This is a genomic window from Sagittula sp. S175 (genome assembly GCF_049800975.1).
Classification (GTDB): domain Bacteria; phylum Pseudomonadota; class Alphaproteobacteria; order Rhodobacterales; family Rhodobacteraceae; genus Sagittula.
Window position 1 is genome coordinate 233682 of the sequence record NZ_JBNAGB010000002.1, and the last position, 19705, is coordinate 253386.

Sequence of the window (19705 nt, forward strand, 5' to 3'; positions counted from 1 at the left end):
CAAGCGATGGCGTGGCGCTCACGCCGGGCGTTCACCGGGACAGGTCCAGTCAGGATCCTTCGCGACGAGCTCGACGGTGTTGCCGTCGGGATCGAACGTGAAGACACCGCGCCATCCGACCCAGTCGAATGTTTCGACATGATACTCGAGACCGAGCCTCTGATACCAGGCGATGACCGCATCCTGTTCGTCCCAGCGCAGGCTTAGCGCGATGTGGTGCAACGACGAGCCCGGCCCGGTTGCAGGTGGCCGGTCACCGGCCCGGGTACGGCCCGCGCCCGCGATGTCGTGACGAAAGAGCGCCAGCACCGCCGTATGGCCTTCGAAACCGTCGGCGATGCGAAAGAACACGATAGGCGCGTCCTGAGGGTCGCGCATCGGTTCGAGCCCGATGACGTCGCGGTAGAACGCGACCATCGCGCCGTGGTCGACGCATCGGATGGCGATTTCGCCAAGAGCGCGGACGGTAAATCCTCGTTCGGACATCGAAATTCTCCTCGTGGCCGGCACCTTCACCAAACCGGAATGCTGATTTCGTCACCCCGGGCTTCTCTGCAAGAGAAGGCTCAGGCAGAACGCGGTCTCGGCAAGGATCGTCAGCCCGTAGGCCGGCATGAACGCCGATGACAGGTCGGGGGCGAAAAACCGCAGGCCGCTGCCGATGAGGTAGACCAGTCCGGCAAGTGCGAGGCCGGCACCGAAGGCCTTCGCGAAGCGGTCAGAACGCCAGACGAGCAGGCCCATGATCAGGCTGTTCACGCCGAAGAACACCAACCCGAGGTCGTCGCCGTGAGCGTGCAGGTCCAGAAAAACCAGCGCGAGCGTGGGCGCGTCGGCCAGATCCTCGGCTCGGCTCAGCAGCAGCCATGCGGTCAGAAGCGCCATGAGACTTGCGGCGATCAGCACCGTCTGGATCAGCCGGAACACCATTGCCGACAGCGCGAGGCCAGGTGCCAGGGTGCGGAAGATCATGTAGAGCAGGATCGCAAGGCCCGCATGGCTGAGCGCCATTACGATGTCTGCGCCGATGGCCAGACGGAACTGGCCGGGAGAGCCCAGGATCGCGGCAGCGGTGGCTTCTGCATCGCCGAGGTCGATAAGCGGCGCCCGCAGGCCCAGCTCGGCCCCGAGGCCGGTCACGATGATGATCAGGTATAGCAGGCCGGCAAGGCGGGCCTGTCGGGCAAAGTCGGGGGTCAGCTCGGCATCGGCCATCAGGGCCTCCTTTCGGTGCGGTTGGCCAAAAAGGACCGGAACGACTGCGCGCCGAAAATTGCCGGAGGCGAAACGGCGTGGTTCACAATCGTTCATCTCTCCGGATCGGGATCCGCCTCCGGCCTTTCCGGTGCTGAGGTCGCAGCGCGATTCGCCCGCTGCCCCAGCCACACCGATCCAAGGACGACAACCGCGCCGAGGCCCTGCAGGAGCGTCAGGGACTGGCCCAGCACAGCCCAGCCGAGCAGCACGGCCGTCACGGGGCTCATCATGCCGAGCATCGAGACGGCTCCGGGCTCGATCCGGGCGACGCCCCGGAACCACAGCGCATAGCTGGCCGCCGCGCCGATGAGTCCGAGCCACACGAGTCCGGCGAGGTTCATCGTCGTCAAAGGTGGCAGCGCAGGTTCCATGATCAGCGCAAATGGGAGCAGAATCAACCCTCCGGCGGTCAACTGCCAAGCGGTGAAGCTCAGCGCGGACACGGGCGGCTGCCACTTCCGGCTGAGCACCGTGCCCGCCGCCATGGACGCAGCACCTCCCAATCCGGCCGCGACACCTACCGGATCCAGAGCGGCATCACGACCGACAAGCAGCAGCGCCACGCCCAAAACACCCGCCGCGGCCGCAGCGACCGCACGCGCCCGGATCGGCGTGCCAAGCCACCCGCGGGCCATGAAGATCACCATCATCGCCTGCAGCGCGCCAAGCGTCGCCGCCACCCCGCCCGGCAGCCGGTAGGCGGCCACGAACAAGAGCGCCCAGAACACCGCGAAGTTGAAGCTGCCCAGCAGGAAGACGCGCCCGAGCCAGGCAAGGGGCGGCAGGCAGCGCGTGAAGGCGAGCAGCAACAGCCCGGCCGGCAAGGCGCGCAGCGCCGCCATCGTGACGGGGTAGCCTGCGGGCAACGCCTCGGTGGTGACCAGATAGGTGCTGCCCCAGACCGCCGGGGCGAGCGCCGTGAGAAGGATATCGGTGTTGCGGGACATGGGTCATGCCTCCTGTCGGGGCTCACCAGAGCGGATGGAAGGGCAAGAGCGGGCGGTCCGGCCAGGAATCGAGGCCGATGTCGCGCATCAGGTGGGGCGGCAGGTCGCGCGGCACGCCTTGTGGAATGCGGCGGCGGTGCCGAACAACCGTGCGGAGGAAAGAGAAGGTCATGGCATTTCCTTTCAGGCGACGAGGCGCAGGGCGGCGCGCAGTTGCGCGGCGAGATCCTCGCGGGGGCCGTTGACGAGGCGGGCGCCGGTCTCGCGAACGATGAGGGTGGGAACGGACCGGACCTGGAGGGCGCGGGCGTGTTGCCGGTCGGCCTCTACGGCGCGACGGGTGCCCGGATCGTCGAAGACCTCGGCGAAGGCCGCGGCCTCGAAGCCGAGATCCTGCGCTGCGAGAAGCACGACCTCCGGATCCGCAATATTCCGTGCCTCGGTCAGATGCGCGCGCTGCAGGCGGTCGAACATGTCCCAGTGGGCAGGCTGTCCCCGAAGCCGCTCCGCCGCCTTGCATCCCAGTGCGGCAGTCATCCCATGGGGATAGTCGAAGGGCGCGGCCCGCATGGCGTCGATATCGACAAGCTCCGGCCGGTCGCTCACCTGGCGACAGACCGCCCAGTGCCCGAGGATGGTCTCGCGGGCGTCCTCGGGCGTGCCCCAGCGCGCGGCCATCTCGGCACGGTTGGCTTGCAGGACAAAGGTGCGGTGCCGGATGTCGAGGTCGAACTCATCGGCAAGACTGCGCATCCGCGACGAGATGTTGAAGCACCAGCAGCAGACCACGTCGTGGAAAAAGTCGACGGTCAGAGAGGGCATCACGCGGCCTCCTCTGACAGTTTGCCCGCAGCCAGCTGCGCAGCGATCCGCGCCACATGCGCCCCCTGGAACCGCGCGCCGGCAAGGTCGGCCTCGGTGGGCGCGCGCGAGCCATCGGCACCGGCGATGGTGCCCGCGCCATAAGGGGCGCCGCCCACAATCCCGTCGGCAGTGGTCTGGCCGGCGAAGGTATATGGCATGCCCGCGATCAGCATTCCGAAATGCTGGAGCGGGATCTGGCTCGAGAGCAGCGTCGCCTCGTGCCCGCCATGCTGCGAGCCGGTGGAGGCGAAGACGGCGGCGACCTTGCCGACCAGCGCGTTACGCGCCCAAAGGCCGCCCGCCTGGTCGAGGAAGGATTTCATCTGGCCGGCCATCATGCCGAAGAGCGTCGGCGTGCCGAAGATGATGGCGTCGTAGGCTTCCAGATCGGCCGGCGCCGCGACGGGCGTATCGTCGGCCAGAAAGCCTGCCTTCTGCCGGACCGTGGCGGTGACGGTCTCCGGCACGCGCCGCAGGTCGACATGGGCGCCGGGGACGCTGCGTGCGCCTTCGGCTTCGGCCTGCGCGAGGGCACGGACATGGCCGTAGCTGGAGTAGTAGAGGACGAGAACGCGGGTCATGGGATCCTCTCGGGGGCTTTGTTTCGTTGCCTGAGAGGATGGGCGATGCGGCGCAGCGGAATAACCAGCCCGCTGTCACTTCATTCTTTACGCGGGTTGATGAATGTCAGGGCCGGAGCGCGGCACGCAGGTGGTCGAGGAAGGCCGTCACTTTCGCGTCCATGCCCAGCCGCGAGGCCGTCACGGCGAAGATCTCGGGCGCGGGAAGCTCCCAGTCGGGCAGAACCCGCACCAGCATGCCCCGCGCCTCGGCCTCGTTCGAGACGAAATCCGGCAGAGTGCCGATGCCTTGCCCCGCGATCAGGAGGTCGCGCAGGACGAGGCTGTTGCCCACGCGGACGGTCGGGTCGAGATCGACGGTCGTCGTGCCCGCGGGTCCGGTCAGCGTCCAGGATGTCAGGTGGCCCGCCAGCAGGAAGCCGACGATCTTGTGTCCGGCGATCTCGGCCGGTGCCTGCGGAACGCCGGTGGCCTTCAGATAAGCGGGCGATGCGAAGACCCGTTGCCGCATGGTGCCGATCCTGCGTGCCACGAGCGCCGAATCCGGCATGACGGGTCGGATCCGGATCGAGACGTCGAACCCGCCCTCGACCACGTCCACCACCCGGTCGTCCATCGAGAGCGTGAGGCGCAAGTCGGGGTATGCCTCGATAAACTCCGGCAGGATCGGCGCGATGACCGTCTGTCCGAAGGAACTGGAGGCATTGACTTTCAGATGACCCCGCACCGCCCCGGCGCCCTCGCGGATTCGCGTCTCGACCTGTGTCACGGCGTCGATAATGCCGGTCGCCTCGTCGTAGTAGAGCCGCCCGGCATCGGTCAGCGACATCGAGCGCGTCGTACGCGTCAGGAGCGTGGTTCCGAGGCTTTCCTCCAGCAGCTTGATCTCGCGGCTCAGAAGCGCGGGCGAAACGCCCAGATCCTCCGCCGCCCGCGCGAAGCTGCCGCGCTCGACGATGCGGCGGAAGGCTTGCATGACGGAAAGCTTGTCCACGTGTCTCTCGTTCCTTACGGGCGCGATCCCGGCGGGTCGCCTGCGCCTCCACCCTATCACGGGTAGGGCCAGGCGCGAACGGATTGCGTCCGCGTCCGCCGAAGGACCATCACCGCTGCCCAGGCCGCCTGCCGAACCGCAAGCCAGTCCAGCATTGCCTCCGTTCGAGCAGTCGTTTCACGATCGGCTGTGCCTGAAGTTCATCTATCGCGACGCGAAGGGCGCCGACCCGAAGCGGCAGGTGGAACCCCAAGCCGTGCTTATCCTGCCGCCGCTGTGCTACCTCGTAGCCTGGGACCCCACGCGCGAGGATCTCCGGCATTTCCGGATGGACCGGATCAGCCGACCCGAAGTCGTTGAGGGCGCGGCGTTCCGATCGAGGCACGTCCACTTCGATTCTGGCGTGCAGCGCATTCGATACGCCTAGCGGCCATGAAATCGAGGTTGGCAATGATCGGTACGGGCTTGAGGCTCTCGAACGTGCGCGCCATTGGCGCTGCGGCCCACCAATTCAATTCGATTACACTTGATCGCAAACCCGCGCCTGCTCTGGCACCACCGCATAGTCTTCTGGCATCTCCGCGATCGCCGAGCCTTCCGGCAAGAGGGTCAGTTCCTCGGCCACCTGCATCTGGAACTCTCGGCTGTACTCGACGACAGGCGGACATACCTTGAGACAGTCGCCCTAAAAACCGACCGTTGGGCAGCCGCTTGCCCGGCCACCCGCCGTGCTGTGACATGCACCCTGGGATTCCGCTGGCCTGCCAGCGCCCTTACCATCTTGCCCACGCGATGCCCGGGCGACACCGTGACGTCCACCCGGCCAAAGCCCGGCGCTCCGGACCGATCCCGCCCCGCACCACGCGTCAGCGCCAGCGGATCTCGCCGCCTCGGATCGCACCGATGGCGACGAACCAGCCAAGATCGACGACCTCGATGTGTCCAGGCCGGGCCAGCGCGCCGCCCGCATCGACGATCAGCGTGCCCGGCACGATGATAGAGGTCAGCCACCAGCCTTCGAGGAGGAAGACAAGGCAGATGTTCCGGTAGGACCAGAAGCCCACTGCGTCGAGGGCGGGGAGGATCCGGGACGTGAGGCTGGACATGGTCTTGTCTGGTTCATTTTGCTGCAATCGGACAGCGGGTCATTCCTGCGACTTCTGCATCGCGGTCATGTCGGTCACGGTGACGCTGAGAAAGCCGAGCGAGGTCCTGTTCCTGCCGGAGCCCATGCCGCGGCAATCCACCGGCTGGGACAGCAGGTCACCGAAGGACGCGCCCAGCGGGCAGGTCAGGATATAGACCAGCCAAAAGCCGAGGATGGCGACGAGCCCGAGGAAGACATACCCCAGCGCCGGCGAGGCAATCACTGACCCGAACAACACGCCGGATGCGAGGTATCCAATTGCGAAGTGTTCGGCAACAAGCCCCCCTGCGGCGGTGCCGGGCGCAAAGGTGAACAGGATCGCCAGCCAGTAGAACGCATCGCGCAGCGGACCATCCCGGACAGGCCGGGACCGCCACCATGGCGGCAAAGATCGACACCAGCGGGGCCAAGCCGCGATCCCTCGCCAATCCTCTCAGCGCTTGCCTTAAAATGGGACTGCTCATGCGGCGTCTTCCTGCGCGACGCCGACATACAGCTCTTCCAGCGCACGCTCGTCATAGCCCTCCAGCGCCGAAATTCTGTCCTGAAATCCCAGCCGCCCCTGCGCCAGCACACCGATGGAAGTGTACCTGCGCGCCACCTCAGACAGCAGCTGCGTGTTCATGAAGAGAGTCATGCCCCGGTCGCGCAGGCGGTCGATGATTCCACGTAGATGGCGCACGCCCATGGGTCGGGGCCGGAGGTCGGCTCGTCGAGGAACAGCACCTGCGTGTCGTGCAGAATCGCCTGCGTGACGCCGACCCTCTGGCGCATCCCCTTTGAAAACGTGCCGACGCGGGTGCAGCGCGGTGTGGCCGCCCTAGCGCGGCGTCAGGGCCTGCGTGGCGATGGTGTATCTGTCGGTCCTGTGCCGGGCATGGGGCAGCTCCTGCCGGTATCTGTGTTCCCCATATGGCTGGGGCATTTGCGTCTGAGCGTCGCCAAGCGGCCGCGCCGCATCGCCGAACTCTACCGCACCGAGGCCGAGATCCGTAGCCCGGGCCCGGTCAGCGCCTGTCTTCCCGCACGTCCCGCAGCGCGTCCCGCAGCCCCTCCAGCGCACGCGGCACCCGCATGCCCGCGATATGCGAATCCAGACCGAAACCGCTGGCCTCCCCGCTCAGATCGACCACCCGCACCGGCAGCGCCTCCAGCGCATCGACACCCTGCCCCGCCCCCAAAACGCGCCTCCGTGTCACCAGCCCGCCCAGTTGCAACATCTGGTCCCGGTCCGAGACCATCACCGTCACCTCCTCCGGCATGGGCCGTATGGCACGCAGCTGCGTCATGAACTGCTCCGCCGTCAGATCGGGACTGATCAGCACCAACCCGCGCACCCTTGCAACGACAGCCGCCTGCCCGGCGCGCGTCAGCTCCTCCAGGGCCTCCATCGCCACCAGCGCGCCCATGGAATGCGTCACGAGCACGATGGGCCGGTCCGCCCCCGCCAGTTCAGCCAGCAACCCGGACAAGGCCGCCGCCGACCCCTGCGCCCGCCGCCGATCCGCACGGTACGCGGTCGAGCGCATCATCGACGGCCAGGAAAACGCCACCACCGCCCCGCGCGCCCCGGCATCGGTGGCGACCTGCGCGCTGCGCAGCACCGCCTCCGCCCCTGCCACGTTGAACCCGTGCACGAAGACCATCACCGGCGCGCCCTCCGGCGTTGCGCGCTGCACCGCGTCAGTGAACCCCGAGCCGCCCGGATACAGGAACACCTCGCGCGCCGTGAAATGGGTTCGGGGGTTCCATTGGCCCTTTAGCGCCCATTCCATCTTGCCCACGCGATGGCGCGGCGGCACCGTCACATCCACCCGCCCGAAACTCAGCGCCCCGGCACGTCCCCGCCCCGACCCGCGATAGAAAATCGACAGCGGATCATCCGCCTCCGCCGCCCGATCGGTGGCCAGAAACACCGGACGCACCGCCATCCCATCGGCCACCGGACCGGGCACCACGTCCAGTTCCCGCAGCACCGCGCAGCCGGACAGCAGGACCACCATCAAAAGCGCTGAAAGTCGCATCATAATCCTTAACATACAGGGCCTTCGCCCCGCCCTTCCAGCGCATAATCCGCGCGCATGGATGCACATTTGCAACGTTTCAAAACCGTCTGGAACCTTCACGCAAGCGTCGCTTTCACCGATTCGCCGGATATGAGATTCTGCCCTCCAACGGCGCACGTCAGAGGCGCCACACAGGCAGACACATGATCCAGCGACCTTCCCTCGGCGTTCCCGTCTTCTTCGCGGTAACCCTCAGCCTATCGGCCTATTTCACCTTTGCCGCCGTGCAGGGCGATTTCGGCATTTTCCGCCGGGCCGAGATCACCGTCGAGGCCGAGAAACTGCAACAGGAACTCGGCGAAGTCCAAGACGAAGTGACCCGCATGGAGAACCTGACCATGCGCCTGTCGGACGATTTCCTCGATGTCGATCTGCTCGACCAGCAGGCGCGCGATGTTCTGGGCCTCGTGCGCGGCGACGAAATCGTCGTCAAGTAACCGTCACGGCATCTCAGGGTAACGCGGGCGGGCTGAACACGCCCTCCTCGTCCACCTGCTCCAGCATCTCGTCGAAATCCGCGTTGCCCAGCGACAGGTTGTTTTCCACCACCCAGATATCCGCCGCCCGCACCCGGAACTCGGCCCCGCTGTCCGCCTCGACACAGAGGATCTCCCACCGCTGATCGCCCATGGCGTGCTCGTCCGCCACATAGAGCACCGGATCGTCCGGAAAGCGGTCGATCAGCGCCTCGGCATCCGCACCGTCCAACTCTTCGTCCTCGATCACGTCGAACACGGCGGCGAACCCGGTGTCATTGCCCTCGACCGTCGCCTGCACGAGGGCCTCCCACGAGGTATCGTCGCTGAAGTCCGTGCGGATCAGTTTTGCTGCGTCGTCATCCATGGCCTTGCCTTTCGCGGATAGCCTTTCGGCGGTAACGCTGCCCACCCCCGCCCGGTTGCCATAGGCGAAATTTTTCGCATTCTGCATACGGTTGACCGCGAAATAATGTTGCGCGGGCTTGCCGGATCGAAAACGCCGGGCTACGCTTCCATCAGAAAACGTTCAACGTTAAACCACATATCCTGGGGAGGAGAGGCTATGGCCACGCGCAAGCCTGCTGCCAAGACAAACGTCTCGGCAGACGAACTCAAGACCTGGTACCGCGACATGCTGCTGATCCGCCGCTTCGAAGAGAAGGCCGGCCAGCTATACGGCATGGGTCTGATCGGCGGGTTCTGTCACCTCTACATCGGCCAGGAGGCCGTCGTCGTCGGGCTGGAGGCCGCCGCCGAAGAGGGCGACAAGCGCATCACCTCCTATCGCGACCACGGCCACATGCTCGCCTGCGGCATGGACCCGAAGGGCGTGATGGCCGAACTCACCGGGCGCGAGGGCGGCTATTCCAAGGGCAAGGGCGGCTCCATGCACATGTTCAGCCGCGAGAAGCACTTCTACGGCGGTCATGGCATCGTCGGCGCGCAGGTGCCGCTGGGCGCGGGCCTCGCCTTCTCCGACAAGTATCGCGGCAACGACCGTGTCACCTTCACCTACTTCGGCGACGGTGCCGCCAACCAGGGCCAGGTCTACGAGACCTTCAACATGGCCGCGCTCTGGAAGCTCCCCGTGATCTTCGTGATCGAGAACAATCAATACGCCATGGGCACCGCGCAGGTGCGTTCCACCTCCACCCCGGACCTGCACACACGGGGCGAAGCCTTTGGCATCCCCGGTGAAATCGTCGACGGCATGGATGTGACGGCGGTGCGCGACGCCGGTGAAAAGGCGGTGAAACACTGCCGCGCGGGCAAGGGCCCATATATCCTCGAGGTCAAGACCTACCGCTATCGCGGCCACTCCATGTCGGACCCCGCGAAATACCGCACCCGCGAAGAGGTGCAAAAGATGCGCGAGGAACGCGACCCCATCGACCACGTCCGCGAGATGCTGCTGCAAGGCAAGCACGCCACCGAGGAAGACCTGAAAGCCATCGACAAGGAGATCAAGCAGATCGTGACCGAGGCCGCCGACTTCTCCCGCGAAAGCCCGGAACCGGCGCTGGACGAACTCTGGACCGACATCTACGCCGAGGCCGTTCCGCAGAAAGAAGGTGCCGCATGAAGACGCTTCTCGCGGCGCTGCTCGCCGTGCCCCTCGCCCTGCCCGCCGTGGCGCAGACCACCGTGACAAACAACGAGACCGGCGAAACCATCGTGATCGACGGCCCCCCGCCCGAGGCGCCTCTGGCCATCTCGCTCTTCAAGCACCTCAACCGCGCCAGCCCGGACGGCAAATACGCCACCCGGTTCGAGCACACCGGCGACTGCCTCTACCGCATGGTGCTGCAACAGGACCTCGACGGCGGGGCCAAGCGCGAGACGATCACCGATTTCAGCGTCCGCGACCTGACCATGGACGGTTACGAGGAACGCACCTATTCGCCCAGCATCGCCGAACTGGTGCTGCCCTTCGCCGAAGGGACGGGCCAGACCGCAACGATCACCTTGACCGGCGCGGATGACGCGACCCTGGCCAATTATCGCGAAAGCCTCGAGATGACCTGCGAGGGCGACGTCTGTTCGGGTGCCTACCCGACGCCCACGCTGCACCTGACGATCCTGTCCGACACCGCCGAAAGCGACATGGGCTTTGCCAACATGGCCATGGGGGCGCTGATGAACGCCTGCCGCCCGAAGGAGTAAGAGATATGGCAACAGAAATCCTCATGCCTGCGCTGTCTCCGACGATGGAGGAGGGCACGCTGGCGAAATGGTTGGTCAAGGAAGGCGATGCAGTCTCGTCGGGCGACGTGATCGCCGAGATCGAGACCGACAAGGCCACGATGGAATTCGAGGCCGTCGACGACGGCATCATCGGCAAGCTGCTGGTGGCCGAAGGCACGCAGGCAGTGGCCGTGAACACCCCCATCGCCGTATTGGTCGAAGAGGGCGAAAGCGTCGAAGATTCTGCCCCCGCAACCGCATCCTCCAGCGGGAAAAAGGACCCGCAACCGGAATTGTCAGCCGGCAATTTGCCCCCGGCCGCAAAAAATTCTTCAATGAAATCAAAGCCCGTCGAGGTAAAGGCCGTCTCTGATTGGCCTGAGGGCACCAAGGTCAAGTCCCAGACCGTCCGCGAAGCCCTGCGCGACGCCATGGCCGAGGAGATGCGCGCCGACGGCGACGTTTTCCTGATGGGCGAGGAAGTGGGCGAGTATCAGGGCGCCTACAAGATCTCTCAGGGTCTGCTGGACGAGTTCGGCTCGAAGCGGGTCATGGACACACCGATCACCGAGCATGGCTTTGCCGGAATCGGTGTCGGGGCGGCCTTCGGCGGGCTGCGCCCCATCGTCGAGTTCATGACCTTCAACTTCGCCATGCAGGCGATTGACCAGATCATCAACTCGGCGGCCAAGACGCTGTACATGTCGGGCGGCCAGATGGGCTGTCCCATCGTGTTCCGTGGTCCCAACGGGGCTGCGGCCCGCGTCGGTGCGCAGCACTCGCAGGACTACGCCGCGTGGTACGCGCATATCCCGGGGCTGAAGGTCTGCATGCCCTACTCCGCCTCGGACGCGAAGGGCCTGTTGAAATCCGCCATCCGCGATCCCAACCCGGTGATTTTCCTTGAGAATGAAATCCTCTACGGGCGGTCGTTCGATGTGCCGGTGATGGACGATTTCACCGTCCCCTTCGGCAAGGCCCGCGTATGGCGCGAGGGCACGGATGTGACGCTCGTGTCCTTCGGGATCGGCATGACCTACGCGCTGGAGGCGGCCGACAAGCTGGCCGCAGAGGGGATCAGCGCCGAGGTCATCGACCTGCGCACCCTGCGTCCTCTGGACATGGAAACGGTCATCGCTTCCGTGCAGAAGACCAACCGCTGTGTCACCATCGAGGAAGGCTTCCCCGTGGCGAGCATCGGCAACCATATCTCTGCCCGGCTGATGATGGAGGCGTTTGATTATCTCGACGCCCCGGTCATCAACCTGACGGGCAAGGACGTGCCGATGCCCTACGCGGCGAACCTTGAGAAACATGCGCTTGTGACCACCGCAGAGGTGATCGAAGCCGTGAAACAAGTCACCTATCGCTGAGGGGAGCGACATGGCGGAAGAGATCGAGATCCTGGGCGTCGATCATCGCGGGCTGTCCGTGGGGATGGGCCCTCACGTGGCGCTGGTGCCCAAGGCGCTGCTGGCGCGCGAGATGACCGAAGTCACCACCGACGGAGCCGAGGAATGGGCGTCGGCCATGCGCAACGAGCTGGCCGCCGCGATCACCGCGCTGGTTCAGGGTGCCGTGCCGCCCAGTCCGTTCGATGGTGTGACCTTGCAGGGAGAGGGTTGAGCGATGCCGATAGAAATCCAGATGCCCGCCCTGTCCCCCACCATGGAGGAGGGCACGCTGGCCAAGTGGCTGGTGAAGGAAGGCGACACGGTCACCTCGGGCGACGTGCTCGCCGAGATCGAGACCGACAAGGCGACCATGGAGTTCGAGGCGGTCGACGAGGGCGTGATCGGCAAGATCACCGTGGCCGAGGGGACCTCGGACGTGAAGGTCGGCACGGTGATCGCGGTGCTGCTGGAGGACGGCGAGTCGGCGGATGACATCGGCTCGGTCTCTGGCCCGGTCTCTGGATCGGCAGAGGTCTCCGCCCCCAAGGCCGAGGCGGCCGCAGTGCCCACCACCGCCCCGTCGGCCCCCGCTGCACGGGCACGTCAGGATGGGGAACGCATCTTCGCCTCACCCCTCGCGCGGCGCATCGCGGAACAGAAGGGATTGGACCTTTCGCAGATCACGGGCTCCGGCCCGCGTGGTCGTATCGTCAAGGCCGATGTGGAGGCCGCCCAGCCGGGAGACACAACGACGGATGCCGCAGCGCCTGTGGCCGATGCTCCGGCCAAGGCCACCGCAGCCCCTGCGCCTGCCGCTCCTGCCGCCAAGCCGGTCGATCCGGGCAGCGTCGCAGCGATGTACCAGGGTCGGGAGTACACCGAGATCCCGCTCGACGGCATGCGCCGCACCATCGCCGCGCGCCTCACCGAGGCCAAGCAGACCATTCCGCATTTCTACCTGCGCCGCGACATTCAACTGGACGCCCTGATGGCCTTCCGCGCGCAGCTGAATGGCCAGCTCGAAGGCCGGGGCGTGAAGCTTTCGGTCAATGACTTCATCATCAAGGCCTGCGCTCTGGCCTTGCAGCAGGTCCCCGCCGCCAATGCCGTCTGGGCAGGGGATCGGGTGTTGCAGATGAAGGCCTCTGACGTGGCGGTGGCCGTGGCCATCGAAGGCGGGCTCTTCACCCCGGTCCTCAAGGACGCGGAGGTCAAGACCCTCTCGGCCCTGTCGTCCGAGATGAAGGACCTCGCGACCCGCGCCAAGTCCAGGAAACTCGCCCCCCATGAATACCAGGGCGGCAGCTTTGCCATTTCCAACCTCGGGATGTTCGGTATCGACAACTTCGACGCGGTCATCAACCCGCCGCACGGTGCGATCCTTGCCGTGGGTGCCGGGGTGAAGAAACCGGTGGTCGGCAAGGATGGGGCGCTGGCCGTGGCAACGGTCATGTCGGTGACCCTGTCGGTGGATCACCGCGTGATCGACGGCGCGCTGGGGGCGGAGCTTCTGGGCGCGATCAAGGACAACCTCGAAAACCCGATGGCCATGCTGGCGTAAACGCGCAGAGCGGCCTTTCAGAGATACGTTCATGAGTTTCTACTTCACGATTGCGACGGATCGTGCCGTCGAACCCGAAGATGTGCTTGCAGAACTGGGAAGGCCGGAGGTGCGCTTTCACCAGCCCGGGCCGGAGATGACGGTGTTCTACATACCGGGCGAGTCGCTCCGCGGCGTCGTCGTGGGCCTGGCCCCACCGTCAGTCTCGGTCGGGATCAATGCCTTTACACCAATGGCCGATGCGGCGCTCGGGCGGCAGATCGCGGCGGCCATCGGGCGCTTTCTGGGCGTTGCGGTGGAACCGGAGGACAGCGAGACCGCGCTGCCCCCCGAGGATATCGCGCAGTATGGGGGTGATGCCTGGCTGGCGGCCCGCCTTGCCGAGGCGACCATGGTGCTGGGCCCGCTTTCGCGCATGGCGGAGGGCGACACGATGCGGATCGAGGGCTATCTCTACCCCTTCTCGATTACCAAGGACATGTTCGACACGGAGCATGACAAGCGCGATCAGTCCGTCCAGGACGTGATGCAGAAAAACGTCGCCTTGCAGGCTTACGCCGAGCGGGAGGATATCTTTGTCCCCTCGGTGATGACCGTGACCCCGAAGACCGCGCCAAAACGCAGTTGGCTGGACAGGCTGACCGGGAAGCCCGCCGTGCCGGTACAGCCCTTCGACATATTCTTCCTTGGCGTCGGAGTGCACTGCCTGACCCCGCTGCTGGGCACGGGGAAGCCGGGGTACGTGGGGCTGCGCGATGCCCAGAAGGTGTTGTGGCGCTTGCCCATCGCATCCTTCGGGGAGTTTGCGCAGCAGGCGGCGCTGCCGATGCACGGGCCGGGTATCTGGGAGATCACGCTGGACGAGGCGGAGAACGCCACGCTCATGCGGCGCGCAGAGCGGATGTAGCACCCCCGCTGAAACAGCGTGCATGCAAAATGAAAAGCCGGAAACCGAGGTGGTTTCCGGCTCCGTTCACCAGTCAAATCGGATCACAGGCCGAGCGTCTCGCCGCGCAGGAGCTGATCCATCTCCAGCGAGGGCTGGTCGCAGCCTGCTTCGCCGACGATCTTGGCGGGCACGCCCGCGACGGTCGTGCAGGGGGGGACTTCTTTCAGCACCACGGAACCGGCGGCGATGCGCGAGCAATGTCCCACCTTGATGTTGCCCAGGACCTTGGCCCCTGCCCCGATCAGGACGTTGTCGCCGATCTTGGGGTGGCGGTCGGCGTCTTCCTTGCCGGTGCCGCCCAGCGTCACGGAATGCAGCATGGACACGTTATTGCCCACCACGGCGGTTTCGCCGATGACGATGGAATGGGCGTGGTCGATCATGATGCCGCGGCCGATGCGGGCGGCGGGGTGAATGTCGACGCCGAATTCCTCGGACGAGCGCATCTGGAAGAAGTAGGCCAGGTCGCGGCGCCCCTGTTGCCAGAGCCAATGCGCAACGCGGTAGGCCTGAATGGCCTGGAACCCTTTGAAGAACAGCAAGGGCTGCAGGTAGCGATGGCAGGCCGGGTCGCGTTCGTATGTGGCGGTGATGTCGGCGCGGGCCGCCTGAGCCAGATCCGGTTCGGACGCGTAGGCCTCATCGCAGATCTCGCGCAGGATCTGTTCGGACATTTCCTGATTGGCGAGCTTCAGCGACACGCGGTAGCTGAGCGCGCGGTCGAGGCTGGGGTGGTGCAGGATGCTGTAATGCAACATGCCGCCCAGCAGCGGTTCCTTGGCGACGGCCTCTTCGGCCTCGCGGTTGATCCGTGCCCAGACGGGATCGAGTTCGAGCAGCTTCGCGCGTCTCTCAGCCATGTGGCATCCTCCAGTTGGCCTCCTGTCACCGAGGCACGATAGCAGATAGGCTATTTCACGCGAAACGCAAATCCGTGATGGAGGATATGACCAATTCGGATCAGTTCTTCTCTGGATGGTGAACAGGGGGTTCAGGGTCGTGAGGCTCCGCCCCTGCACCCGCGTTCGGGTTTCGCCATTTCAAAAGCGCCTCGAGCACAAGGTATTGGCATTCGAGATAATCGCCTGAAAGAGGCGTTTCCCGCGCAACCGGACGGGCCAGCGCGGCAGCCATCAATGTGCCGTCGCCCCATGTGGCATGCGCCTTGCGGTGGGTGCGGCGGAATGCGTCCGCCGCATCTGCCTCGGCCAGCATCCGGCGTATCAGGACGCGACGCGCCTCGGGCGGCACGGGCATCAAGGCCCGCGCCGCCGCGTTGATGTCCTGGGACAGGACCGGTCTCATGCCGCCAACCCGATCGAGATGAATGGCCCCGGGCCATAGCGAGCAGAGATCTGGGCCACGGCGATCTGGTAGTCTCCGGTCAGGGCGTCCTGTGCGCGCGCGAGCGCGGAATAGGTCCATTGCGGAGTCATTGTCTGTGCCTCCCGCACGATGGTGCCTCCCTGAATGACACGCACAAGGTACGCTTCGCTGTCCTCGCCCAGCGGCACCTCGTAGGTTTCCCAAGTGTCGCCGTCGATGCGGGTGCGTCGGACCCAGGTCAGCGACAGATCCGCCCCGGTATCCGTCGCAGTGAGATGCGCCGGGCGGTAGGGGCGCAGCCCATTGCCGTCGAAGGCTTCGACGCTGTGGGTAAACGTCGGGTCGTCGTAGGGTCGCTTGGCCGGACCGATGCGGTAGTGGCGTGCCACGCGGCGCAGTCCTGACGCCAGACCGATCTGGGACGGTGCGCCGTTCATCAAGACCACGTAGGACCCAACCGGCCAGGCGTCCGGCATGATGCCGTCCGATCCCGACTGGCCACGCAGGCGATGGCTCAGGAGCCATTGGTTCTCGCCAAACAGTGCCGCGTCGCGGAACTGGAACAGTTCCCAGTTGCCCGGGCCGCCGTCGCCGATGGCCATGAGGTTTCCTCCAGACAGGAACGCCCCGTCCGTGATGGACGACAGGGTCCCGGTGGCGAGACGGACCTGCAAGGGCGCGCCGGGGTCGATCATTCCGGGTCGCGCCCGAAGGAGCGGCGTTTCGGTGATCCCGATAACAGAGCGCGCGGCAATCAATCGGTTGATCGTATAATCGGCATCCTCGGGAGCATCGTAGACCGCAACGGACCCCGGCCAGGGCAGCGCCGTGACGGCGAGGTGCGGCGCATGTTCGACTTCGGCCCCGCTCATCAAGGGCAGGTCCATGAACAACGGTGTCACCGGCGTTGCGGGCACGAAGGGACGCAGCCGCGCCGCGTCTTCGTCAAAGGTCGATGGCAGGTAGATGTCGGGCTCGATACGAACGGCGTCGATCAGTTGGTATTCCATCACCTCGACCTTGTCGATGCGCGCCAGCACGGGGCCGGATTTCGACGGCAGGCGGACGATGTCGCCCGCGCCCAGCGCCAGGTGCGAGGGCGGCAGGGCAAAGCGCATCGTGTCACGCGCCACCCGCGCCTCCGCCAGCCAGCGCTCCGCGGTCTGACGGCCCTCGGAGCGGGTCAGCGTCAACGCGATGTCCGTGTCTGAAACGGCATGCGTGGCATCGTCGGGCAGCACGGCCTCTTCGGTCACGGCCTGATGGTCACTGTCAGCCAGCACAAAACCGACCCGTACACGGCCTGCCATCTCGGCTTCTCCGGCGCGGACCTCCTCGATGTCGCCTTCGAGCTCGTCCGAGACCGCAAACTGCGCGAGGCTCAGGTCGGTGGGATTGGCCCCTGTGCGCATGCGGAACACCAGCGTGCCGTCTCGCTCGATGGCGTCGAAGCCATAGGCCAGCATGAGTGGCTGCAGCGCACGGCGGGCGTCTGCCACGTCCGGGACAACGTATCCACGGACAAAGCCATGCAGGCCCGAGGTGTCGATACGGGTCAATCCGACACGACGACAGACCTCGGTTACGACAGAGGCAAGCGTCCGCCCGGACACACGCCCGTTCAGCCAATGCCCGGCGCGATAGTTCGCGCCGTCCGACCACAGTGCCGCATTCCCCGGGAACCAGGGATATGGCCGGGCATCCCATGCCCAGACGAAAGCGCGCGACATGTCGAGCATCGGACCGGCATAGACCTCGGAAACCGGATTGTGCTCTGCTTCGCTCCAGTAACCCAGCATGGCACGCAGGTACTGGCGCTGGATGGCCTCGTCACGCAACCCGTTGGAGTAATACGGCAGGCTCGATTCCGAGCTTTTCGGATCGAGGAACTTGTTGGGCTGGTTGGTCCCCTTGTCCACGGCGGCGCAGCCCAGTTCGGTGAACCAGATCGGTTTGGATTGCGGCTCCCAGTCCGTCGGCAGTTCCTGCCGGGTGCCCCCGATGCGCTCGTGATGACGGTTGAGCCACCAGTTGCGGATGTCCTTGTAACGCCAGACCCAGGGTTCATCGTGTTCACCATCTGTGATCGGCAGGCGGACCTGGGCATCGCGGGCCTCCTGCCCCTCGTAATACCAATCATACCCCTCGCCGCCTTCGATATTGGCACGGAGGTAGTCGAGGTTGCCGATATGACCCCATACACTGTCGGCATGATCTTCGTCGTCGCGCCAGTCGGAGAGCGGCATGTAGTTGTCGATGCCGACGAAGTCGATATTGGCATCCGACCATAGCGGATCGAGGTGAAAATAAAGATCACCCGAACCGTCCTGCGGATGGTAGCCGAAGTATTCGCTCCAGTCGGCGGCATAGCCGATCTTGGTCTGCGGACCGAGTATGGCCCGGCACTCTGCCGCCAGTGCCTTCAACGCCTGAACCACCGGGAAACCGGATGTCCCGCGAATTTGCGTCAGCCCGCGCAGTTCCGATCCGATACAGAACGACTCCACGCCACCAGCGGCCGCACACAGCGCCGCCTGATGCAAAACGAAGCGGTTGTAGCGCCATTCCGCGGGACCGGTGTATCCCGTGGTGCCATTGCCAACGATGAAGTGGCTGGCCTGCGCCGTACCAAAGAAGGCGGCGACCTCGGCATCCGCCGCAGCGGTCTGATCGGGCGTCCCGCTCAGACCCGGCGCCACCGACAAGGTGATCCGCCCGCGCCAAGGCAAGGCAGGCTGCCCCGCCGCTCCGGTCCACGGGTCCGTCAGACCGTTCCCGGCCGTCTGATCCATCAGGATGAAGGGGTAATACATCACCTTCAGCCCCTGCGCCGTCATGCGCTGAATGGCTTGAATGACCGATTGATCGGTCGGAGTGCCGCCATAGACCGGGCGGCCCGCCTCCAGCGGGACAACCTCGGCCTGAGGACGCAACAGACCGCAGACGGTCCAGGGCATGCGCGCCTCATGCGCGGTCTGTTCCACCTTTGGTTTGATCTCGCAGGAACCGCAGCGCAGATCGTTCCCGAACCAGCTGACGATCAGCGAAGCCGCTCCGCAGGCGGGGGCCTCTTCGGTCAGCTGCCGCAGGGATGTATTGAAGTCCGGTTCTTCGGATGGTGAGTTCACATTGGCAACGGCCTGCCCTCCCGGCCCCGTACCGAACAGCGCATCCGTCGCCGCCGCATAAGACCAGTAGACCGGTTCGGTTGCCAGCGCGTATTCCCCCGTGCCGGGGATCATTGCGACCGCCTGCAATTGCGCGGGCACGTCATCGGCCCCGGCCTCGGGACGCGTCACCTCGAAACTGAACTGGGGCACGCGGTTGCCAAAGCGCCCGAGATCCAGATCCTCGATCACCACATAGGCCGTGCCGCGATACGCAGGCACGGCCCCCGCGCCTTCGACGGCCTCGATCTTTGGGTCGGGGAGTTGGTCGCGCGTACCCGTGTAAACGCGCATGTTCAGGTCGCGCAGCGGGATCTCGGCCCCGTCCGCCCAAATGCGCCCGACCGACGTGATTTCACCCTCACACAGTGCCAGCGCAAGGCTGACCGTATAGCTGTATTCCCGAACGATCGGATCGGGACGGGTCGGCGCACGGGGTGCCCCCTTGCCGCCACCGCCGCTGGAGCCGCCGCCCCCGCCACTTTCATGCACATGCTCGACGAACTCGGTCGCCCAGATCACATGCCCGCCGATCCGCATCCGTCCGTAAACTTGGGTGACAGCTTGACCCTCACCCGCGCCGGTGACCCGAAAGCGGTCGATCCGCCCCGTTTCGACCACCTCGGTGCCCTGCCCCATGACCCGCTGGTTCATCAGGCGTGCGTCGATGGACCGGCCGATGGCTGCGCCGACGAACCGTCCCGCCGCCATTGCCGAAATGCCCATGACGGACCCACCGATGGAACTGCCTATTGCCGCGCCCGCGGCGGAAAGAAGGATCGTCGCCAT

General features: G+C 65.6%; 24 protein-coding genes. 8 read left to right on the plus strand and 16 right to left on the minus strand.

The annotated features are described in order from the left end of the window. Window positions 1-18 precede the first annotated feature (18 nt). From ACP16H_RS04255 to ACP16H_RS04285, 7 genes are all read right to left on the minus strand, one after another. Window positions 19-486: a VOC family protein gene (locus ACP16H_RS04255; protein ID WP_425071011.1), complete on the minus strand. Its 468-nt coding sequence runs from the start codon at window positions 484-486 to the stop codon at window positions 19-21. 51 nt (window positions 487-537) lie between these two features. Further along, window positions 538-1215, minus strand: coding sequence for a DUF4386 domain-containing protein (locus tag ACP16H_RS04260; RefSeq protein WP_425071012.1), 678 nt, complete (start codon window positions 1213-1215; stop codon window positions 538-540). 92 nt (window positions 1216-1307) lie between these two features. Then, complete coding sequence (locus tag ACP16H_RS04265) at window positions 1308-2204, minus strand: EamA family transporter (RefSeq protein ID WP_425071013.1); 897 nt, start codon at window positions 2202-2204, stop codon at window positions 1308-1310. Window positions 2205-2226: 22 nt separating this feature from the next. Next, on the minus strand, window positions 2227-2376 hold the full coding sequence (locus tag ACP16H_RS04270; RefSeq protein ID WP_425071014.1) for a hypothetical protein: 150 nt from the start codon (window positions 2374-2376) through the stop codon (window positions 2227-2229). Between the two features lie 11 nt (window positions 2377-2387). Further along, window positions 2388-3026: a DsbA family oxidoreductase gene (locus tag ACP16H_RS04275; RefSeq protein ID WP_425071015.1), complete on the minus strand. Its 639-nt coding sequence runs from the start codon at window positions 3024-3026 to the stop codon at window positions 2388-2390. Continuing rightward, window positions 3026-3649 (minus strand): NAD(P)H:quinone oxidoreductase, encoded by a 624-nt coding sequence (wrbA, locus tag ACP16H_RS04280; RefSeq protein ID WP_425071016.1) that lies wholly within the window; start codon window positions 3647-3649, stop codon window positions 3026-3028. The genes ACP16H_RS04275 and wrbA overlap by 1 nt, the downstream gene beginning before the upstream one ends. A 106-nt stretch (window positions 3650-3755) precedes the next feature. After that, window positions 3756-4643, minus strand: coding sequence for a LysR substrate-binding domain-containing protein (locus ACP16H_RS04285; protein ID WP_425071017.1), 888 nt, complete (start codon window positions 4641-4643; stop codon window positions 3756-3758). Between ACP16H_RS04285 and ACP16H_RS04290 the strand changes: the two genes are divergently transcribed. Further along, window positions 4624-5070 (plus strand): helix-turn-helix transcriptional regulator, encoded by a 447-nt coding sequence (locus ACP16H_RS04290; protein WP_425071018.1) that lies wholly within the window; start codon window positions 4624-4626, stop codon window positions 5068-5070. The two genes, ACP16H_RS04285 and ACP16H_RS04290, sit on opposite strands and share 20 nt — an antisense overlap. A gap of 439 nt (window positions 5071-5509) precedes the next feature. Here ACP16H_RS04290 and ACP16H_RS04295 read toward each other — a convergent pair whose 3' ends face one another. The 5 genes from ACP16H_RS04295 to ACP16H_RS04315 form a co-directional block, all read right to left on the minus strand. After that, entirely contained in the window at window positions 5510-5749 is a 240-nt protein-coding gene (locus ACP16H_RS04295) for a hypothetical protein (RefSeq protein ID WP_425071019.1), read from the minus strand. A 39-nt stretch (window positions 5750-5788) separates the two neighbouring features. Then, window positions 5789-6178, minus strand: a complete 390-nt coding sequence (locus ACP16H_RS04300; protein ID WP_425071020.1) for a hypothetical protein — start codon at window positions 6176-6178, stop codon at window positions 5789-5791. Between the two features lie 72 nt (window positions 6179-6250). Next, window positions 6251-6415 (minus strand): hypothetical protein, encoded by a 165-nt coding sequence (locus tag ACP16H_RS04305; RefSeq protein WP_425071021.1) that lies wholly within the window; start codon window positions 6413-6415, stop codon window positions 6251-6253. Between the two features lie 8 nt (window positions 6416-6423). Beyond that, window positions 6424-6564 carry a hypothetical protein gene (locus tag ACP16H_RS04310; protein WP_425071022.1) on the minus strand — a complete coding sequence of 47 codons (141 nt, stop codon included), beginning with the start codon at window positions 6562-6564 and terminating at the stop codon, window positions 6424-6426. Between the two features lie 233 nt (window positions 6565-6797). Then, window positions 6798-7817 carry an alpha/beta hydrolase gene (locus ACP16H_RS04315; protein ID WP_425071023.1) on the minus strand — a complete coding sequence of 340 codons (1020 nt, stop codon included), beginning with the start codon at window positions 7815-7817 and terminating at the stop codon, window positions 6798-6800. A gap of 182 nt (window positions 7818-7999) precedes the next feature. Between ACP16H_RS04315 and ACP16H_RS04320 the strand changes: the two genes are divergently transcribed. Then, window positions 8000-8293, plus strand: a complete 294-nt coding sequence (locus tag ACP16H_RS04320; protein ID WP_425071024.1) for an FtsB family cell division protein — start codon at window positions 8000-8002, stop codon at window positions 8291-8293. 13 nt (window positions 8294-8306) lie between these two features. Here the strand turns inward: ACP16H_RS04320 and ACP16H_RS04325 are convergent, their stop codons facing one another. Next, the gene (locus tag ACP16H_RS04325; RefSeq protein ID WP_425071025.1) at window positions 8307-8699 is read right to left on the minus strand and encodes a DUF6924 domain-containing protein; all 393 of its coding nucleotides are present in this window, start codon (window positions 8697-8699) and stop codon (window positions 8307-8309) included. A gap of 198 nt (window positions 8700-8897) precedes the next feature. On the opposite strand from ACP16H_RS04325, the gene pdhA reads away from it, so the two are divergent. The 6 genes from pdhA to ACP16H_RS04355 are packed head-to-tail and all read left to right on the plus strand — an operon-like array spanning window position 8898 to window position 14381. Beyond that, the gene (gene pdhA / locus ACP16H_RS04330) at window positions 8898-9917 is read left to right on the plus strand and encodes a pyruvate dehydrogenase (acetyl-transferring) E1 component subunit alpha (RefSeq protein ID WP_425071026.1); all 1020 of its coding nucleotides are present in this window, start codon (window positions 8898-8900) and stop codon (window positions 9915-9917) included. Beyond that, window positions 9914-10498 (plus strand): hypothetical protein, encoded by a 585-nt coding sequence (locus ACP16H_RS04335; RefSeq protein WP_425071027.1) that lies wholly within the window; start codon window positions 9914-9916, stop codon window positions 10496-10498. Before pdhA ends, ACP16H_RS04335 begins: the two co-directional genes overlap by 4 nt. A 5-nt stretch (window positions 10499-10503) precedes the next feature. Beyond that, the gene (locus ACP16H_RS04340) at window positions 10504-11892 is read left to right on the plus strand and encodes a pyruvate dehydrogenase complex E1 component subunit beta (RefSeq protein WP_425071028.1); all 1389 of its coding nucleotides are present in this window, start codon (window positions 10504-10506) and stop codon (window positions 11890-11892) included. 10 nt (window positions 11893-11902) lie between these two features. Beyond that, window positions 11903-12145: a hypothetical protein gene (locus ACP16H_RS04345; protein ID WP_425071029.1), complete on the plus strand. Its 243-nt coding sequence runs from the start codon at window positions 11903-11905 to the stop codon at window positions 12143-12145. A 3-nt stretch (window positions 12146-12148) separates the two neighbouring features. Next, on the plus strand, window positions 12149-13474 hold the full coding sequence (locus ACP16H_RS04350) for a pyruvate dehydrogenase complex dihydrolipoamide acetyltransferase (protein WP_425071030.1): 1326 nt from the start codon (window positions 12149-12151) through the stop codon (window positions 13472-13474). Between the two features lie 31 nt (window positions 13475-13505). Beyond that, window positions 13506-14381: a hypothetical protein gene (locus ACP16H_RS04355; RefSeq protein ID WP_425071031.1), complete on the plus strand. Its 876-nt coding sequence runs from the start codon at window positions 13506-13508 to the stop codon at window positions 14379-14381. An 83-nt stretch (window positions 14382-14464) separates the two neighbouring features. Here the strand turns inward: ACP16H_RS04355 and cysE are convergent, their stop codons facing one another. The 3 genes from cysE to ACP16H_RS04370 all read right to left on the minus strand — a co-directional run bounded on the left by cysE (window position 14465) and on the right by ACP16H_RS04370 (window position 19705). Then, on the minus strand, window positions 14465-15283 hold the full coding sequence (gene cysE / locus ACP16H_RS04360; protein ID WP_425071032.1) for a serine O-acetyltransferase: 819 nt from the start codon (window positions 15281-15283) through the stop codon (window positions 14465-14467). Window positions 15284-15383: 100 nt separating this feature from the next. Continuing rightward, window positions 15384-15728, minus strand: a complete 345-nt coding sequence (locus ACP16H_RS04365; RefSeq protein WP_425071033.1) for a hypothetical protein — start codon at window positions 15726-15728, stop codon at window positions 15384-15386. Continuing rightward, window positions 15725-19705 carry a baseplate multidomain protein megatron gene (locus ACP16H_RS04370; RefSeq protein WP_425071034.1) on the minus strand — a complete coding sequence of 1327 codons (3981 nt, stop codon included), beginning with the start codon at window positions 19703-19705 and terminating at the stop codon, window positions 15725-15727. The genes ACP16H_RS04365 and ACP16H_RS04370 overlap by 4 nt, the downstream gene beginning before the upstream one ends.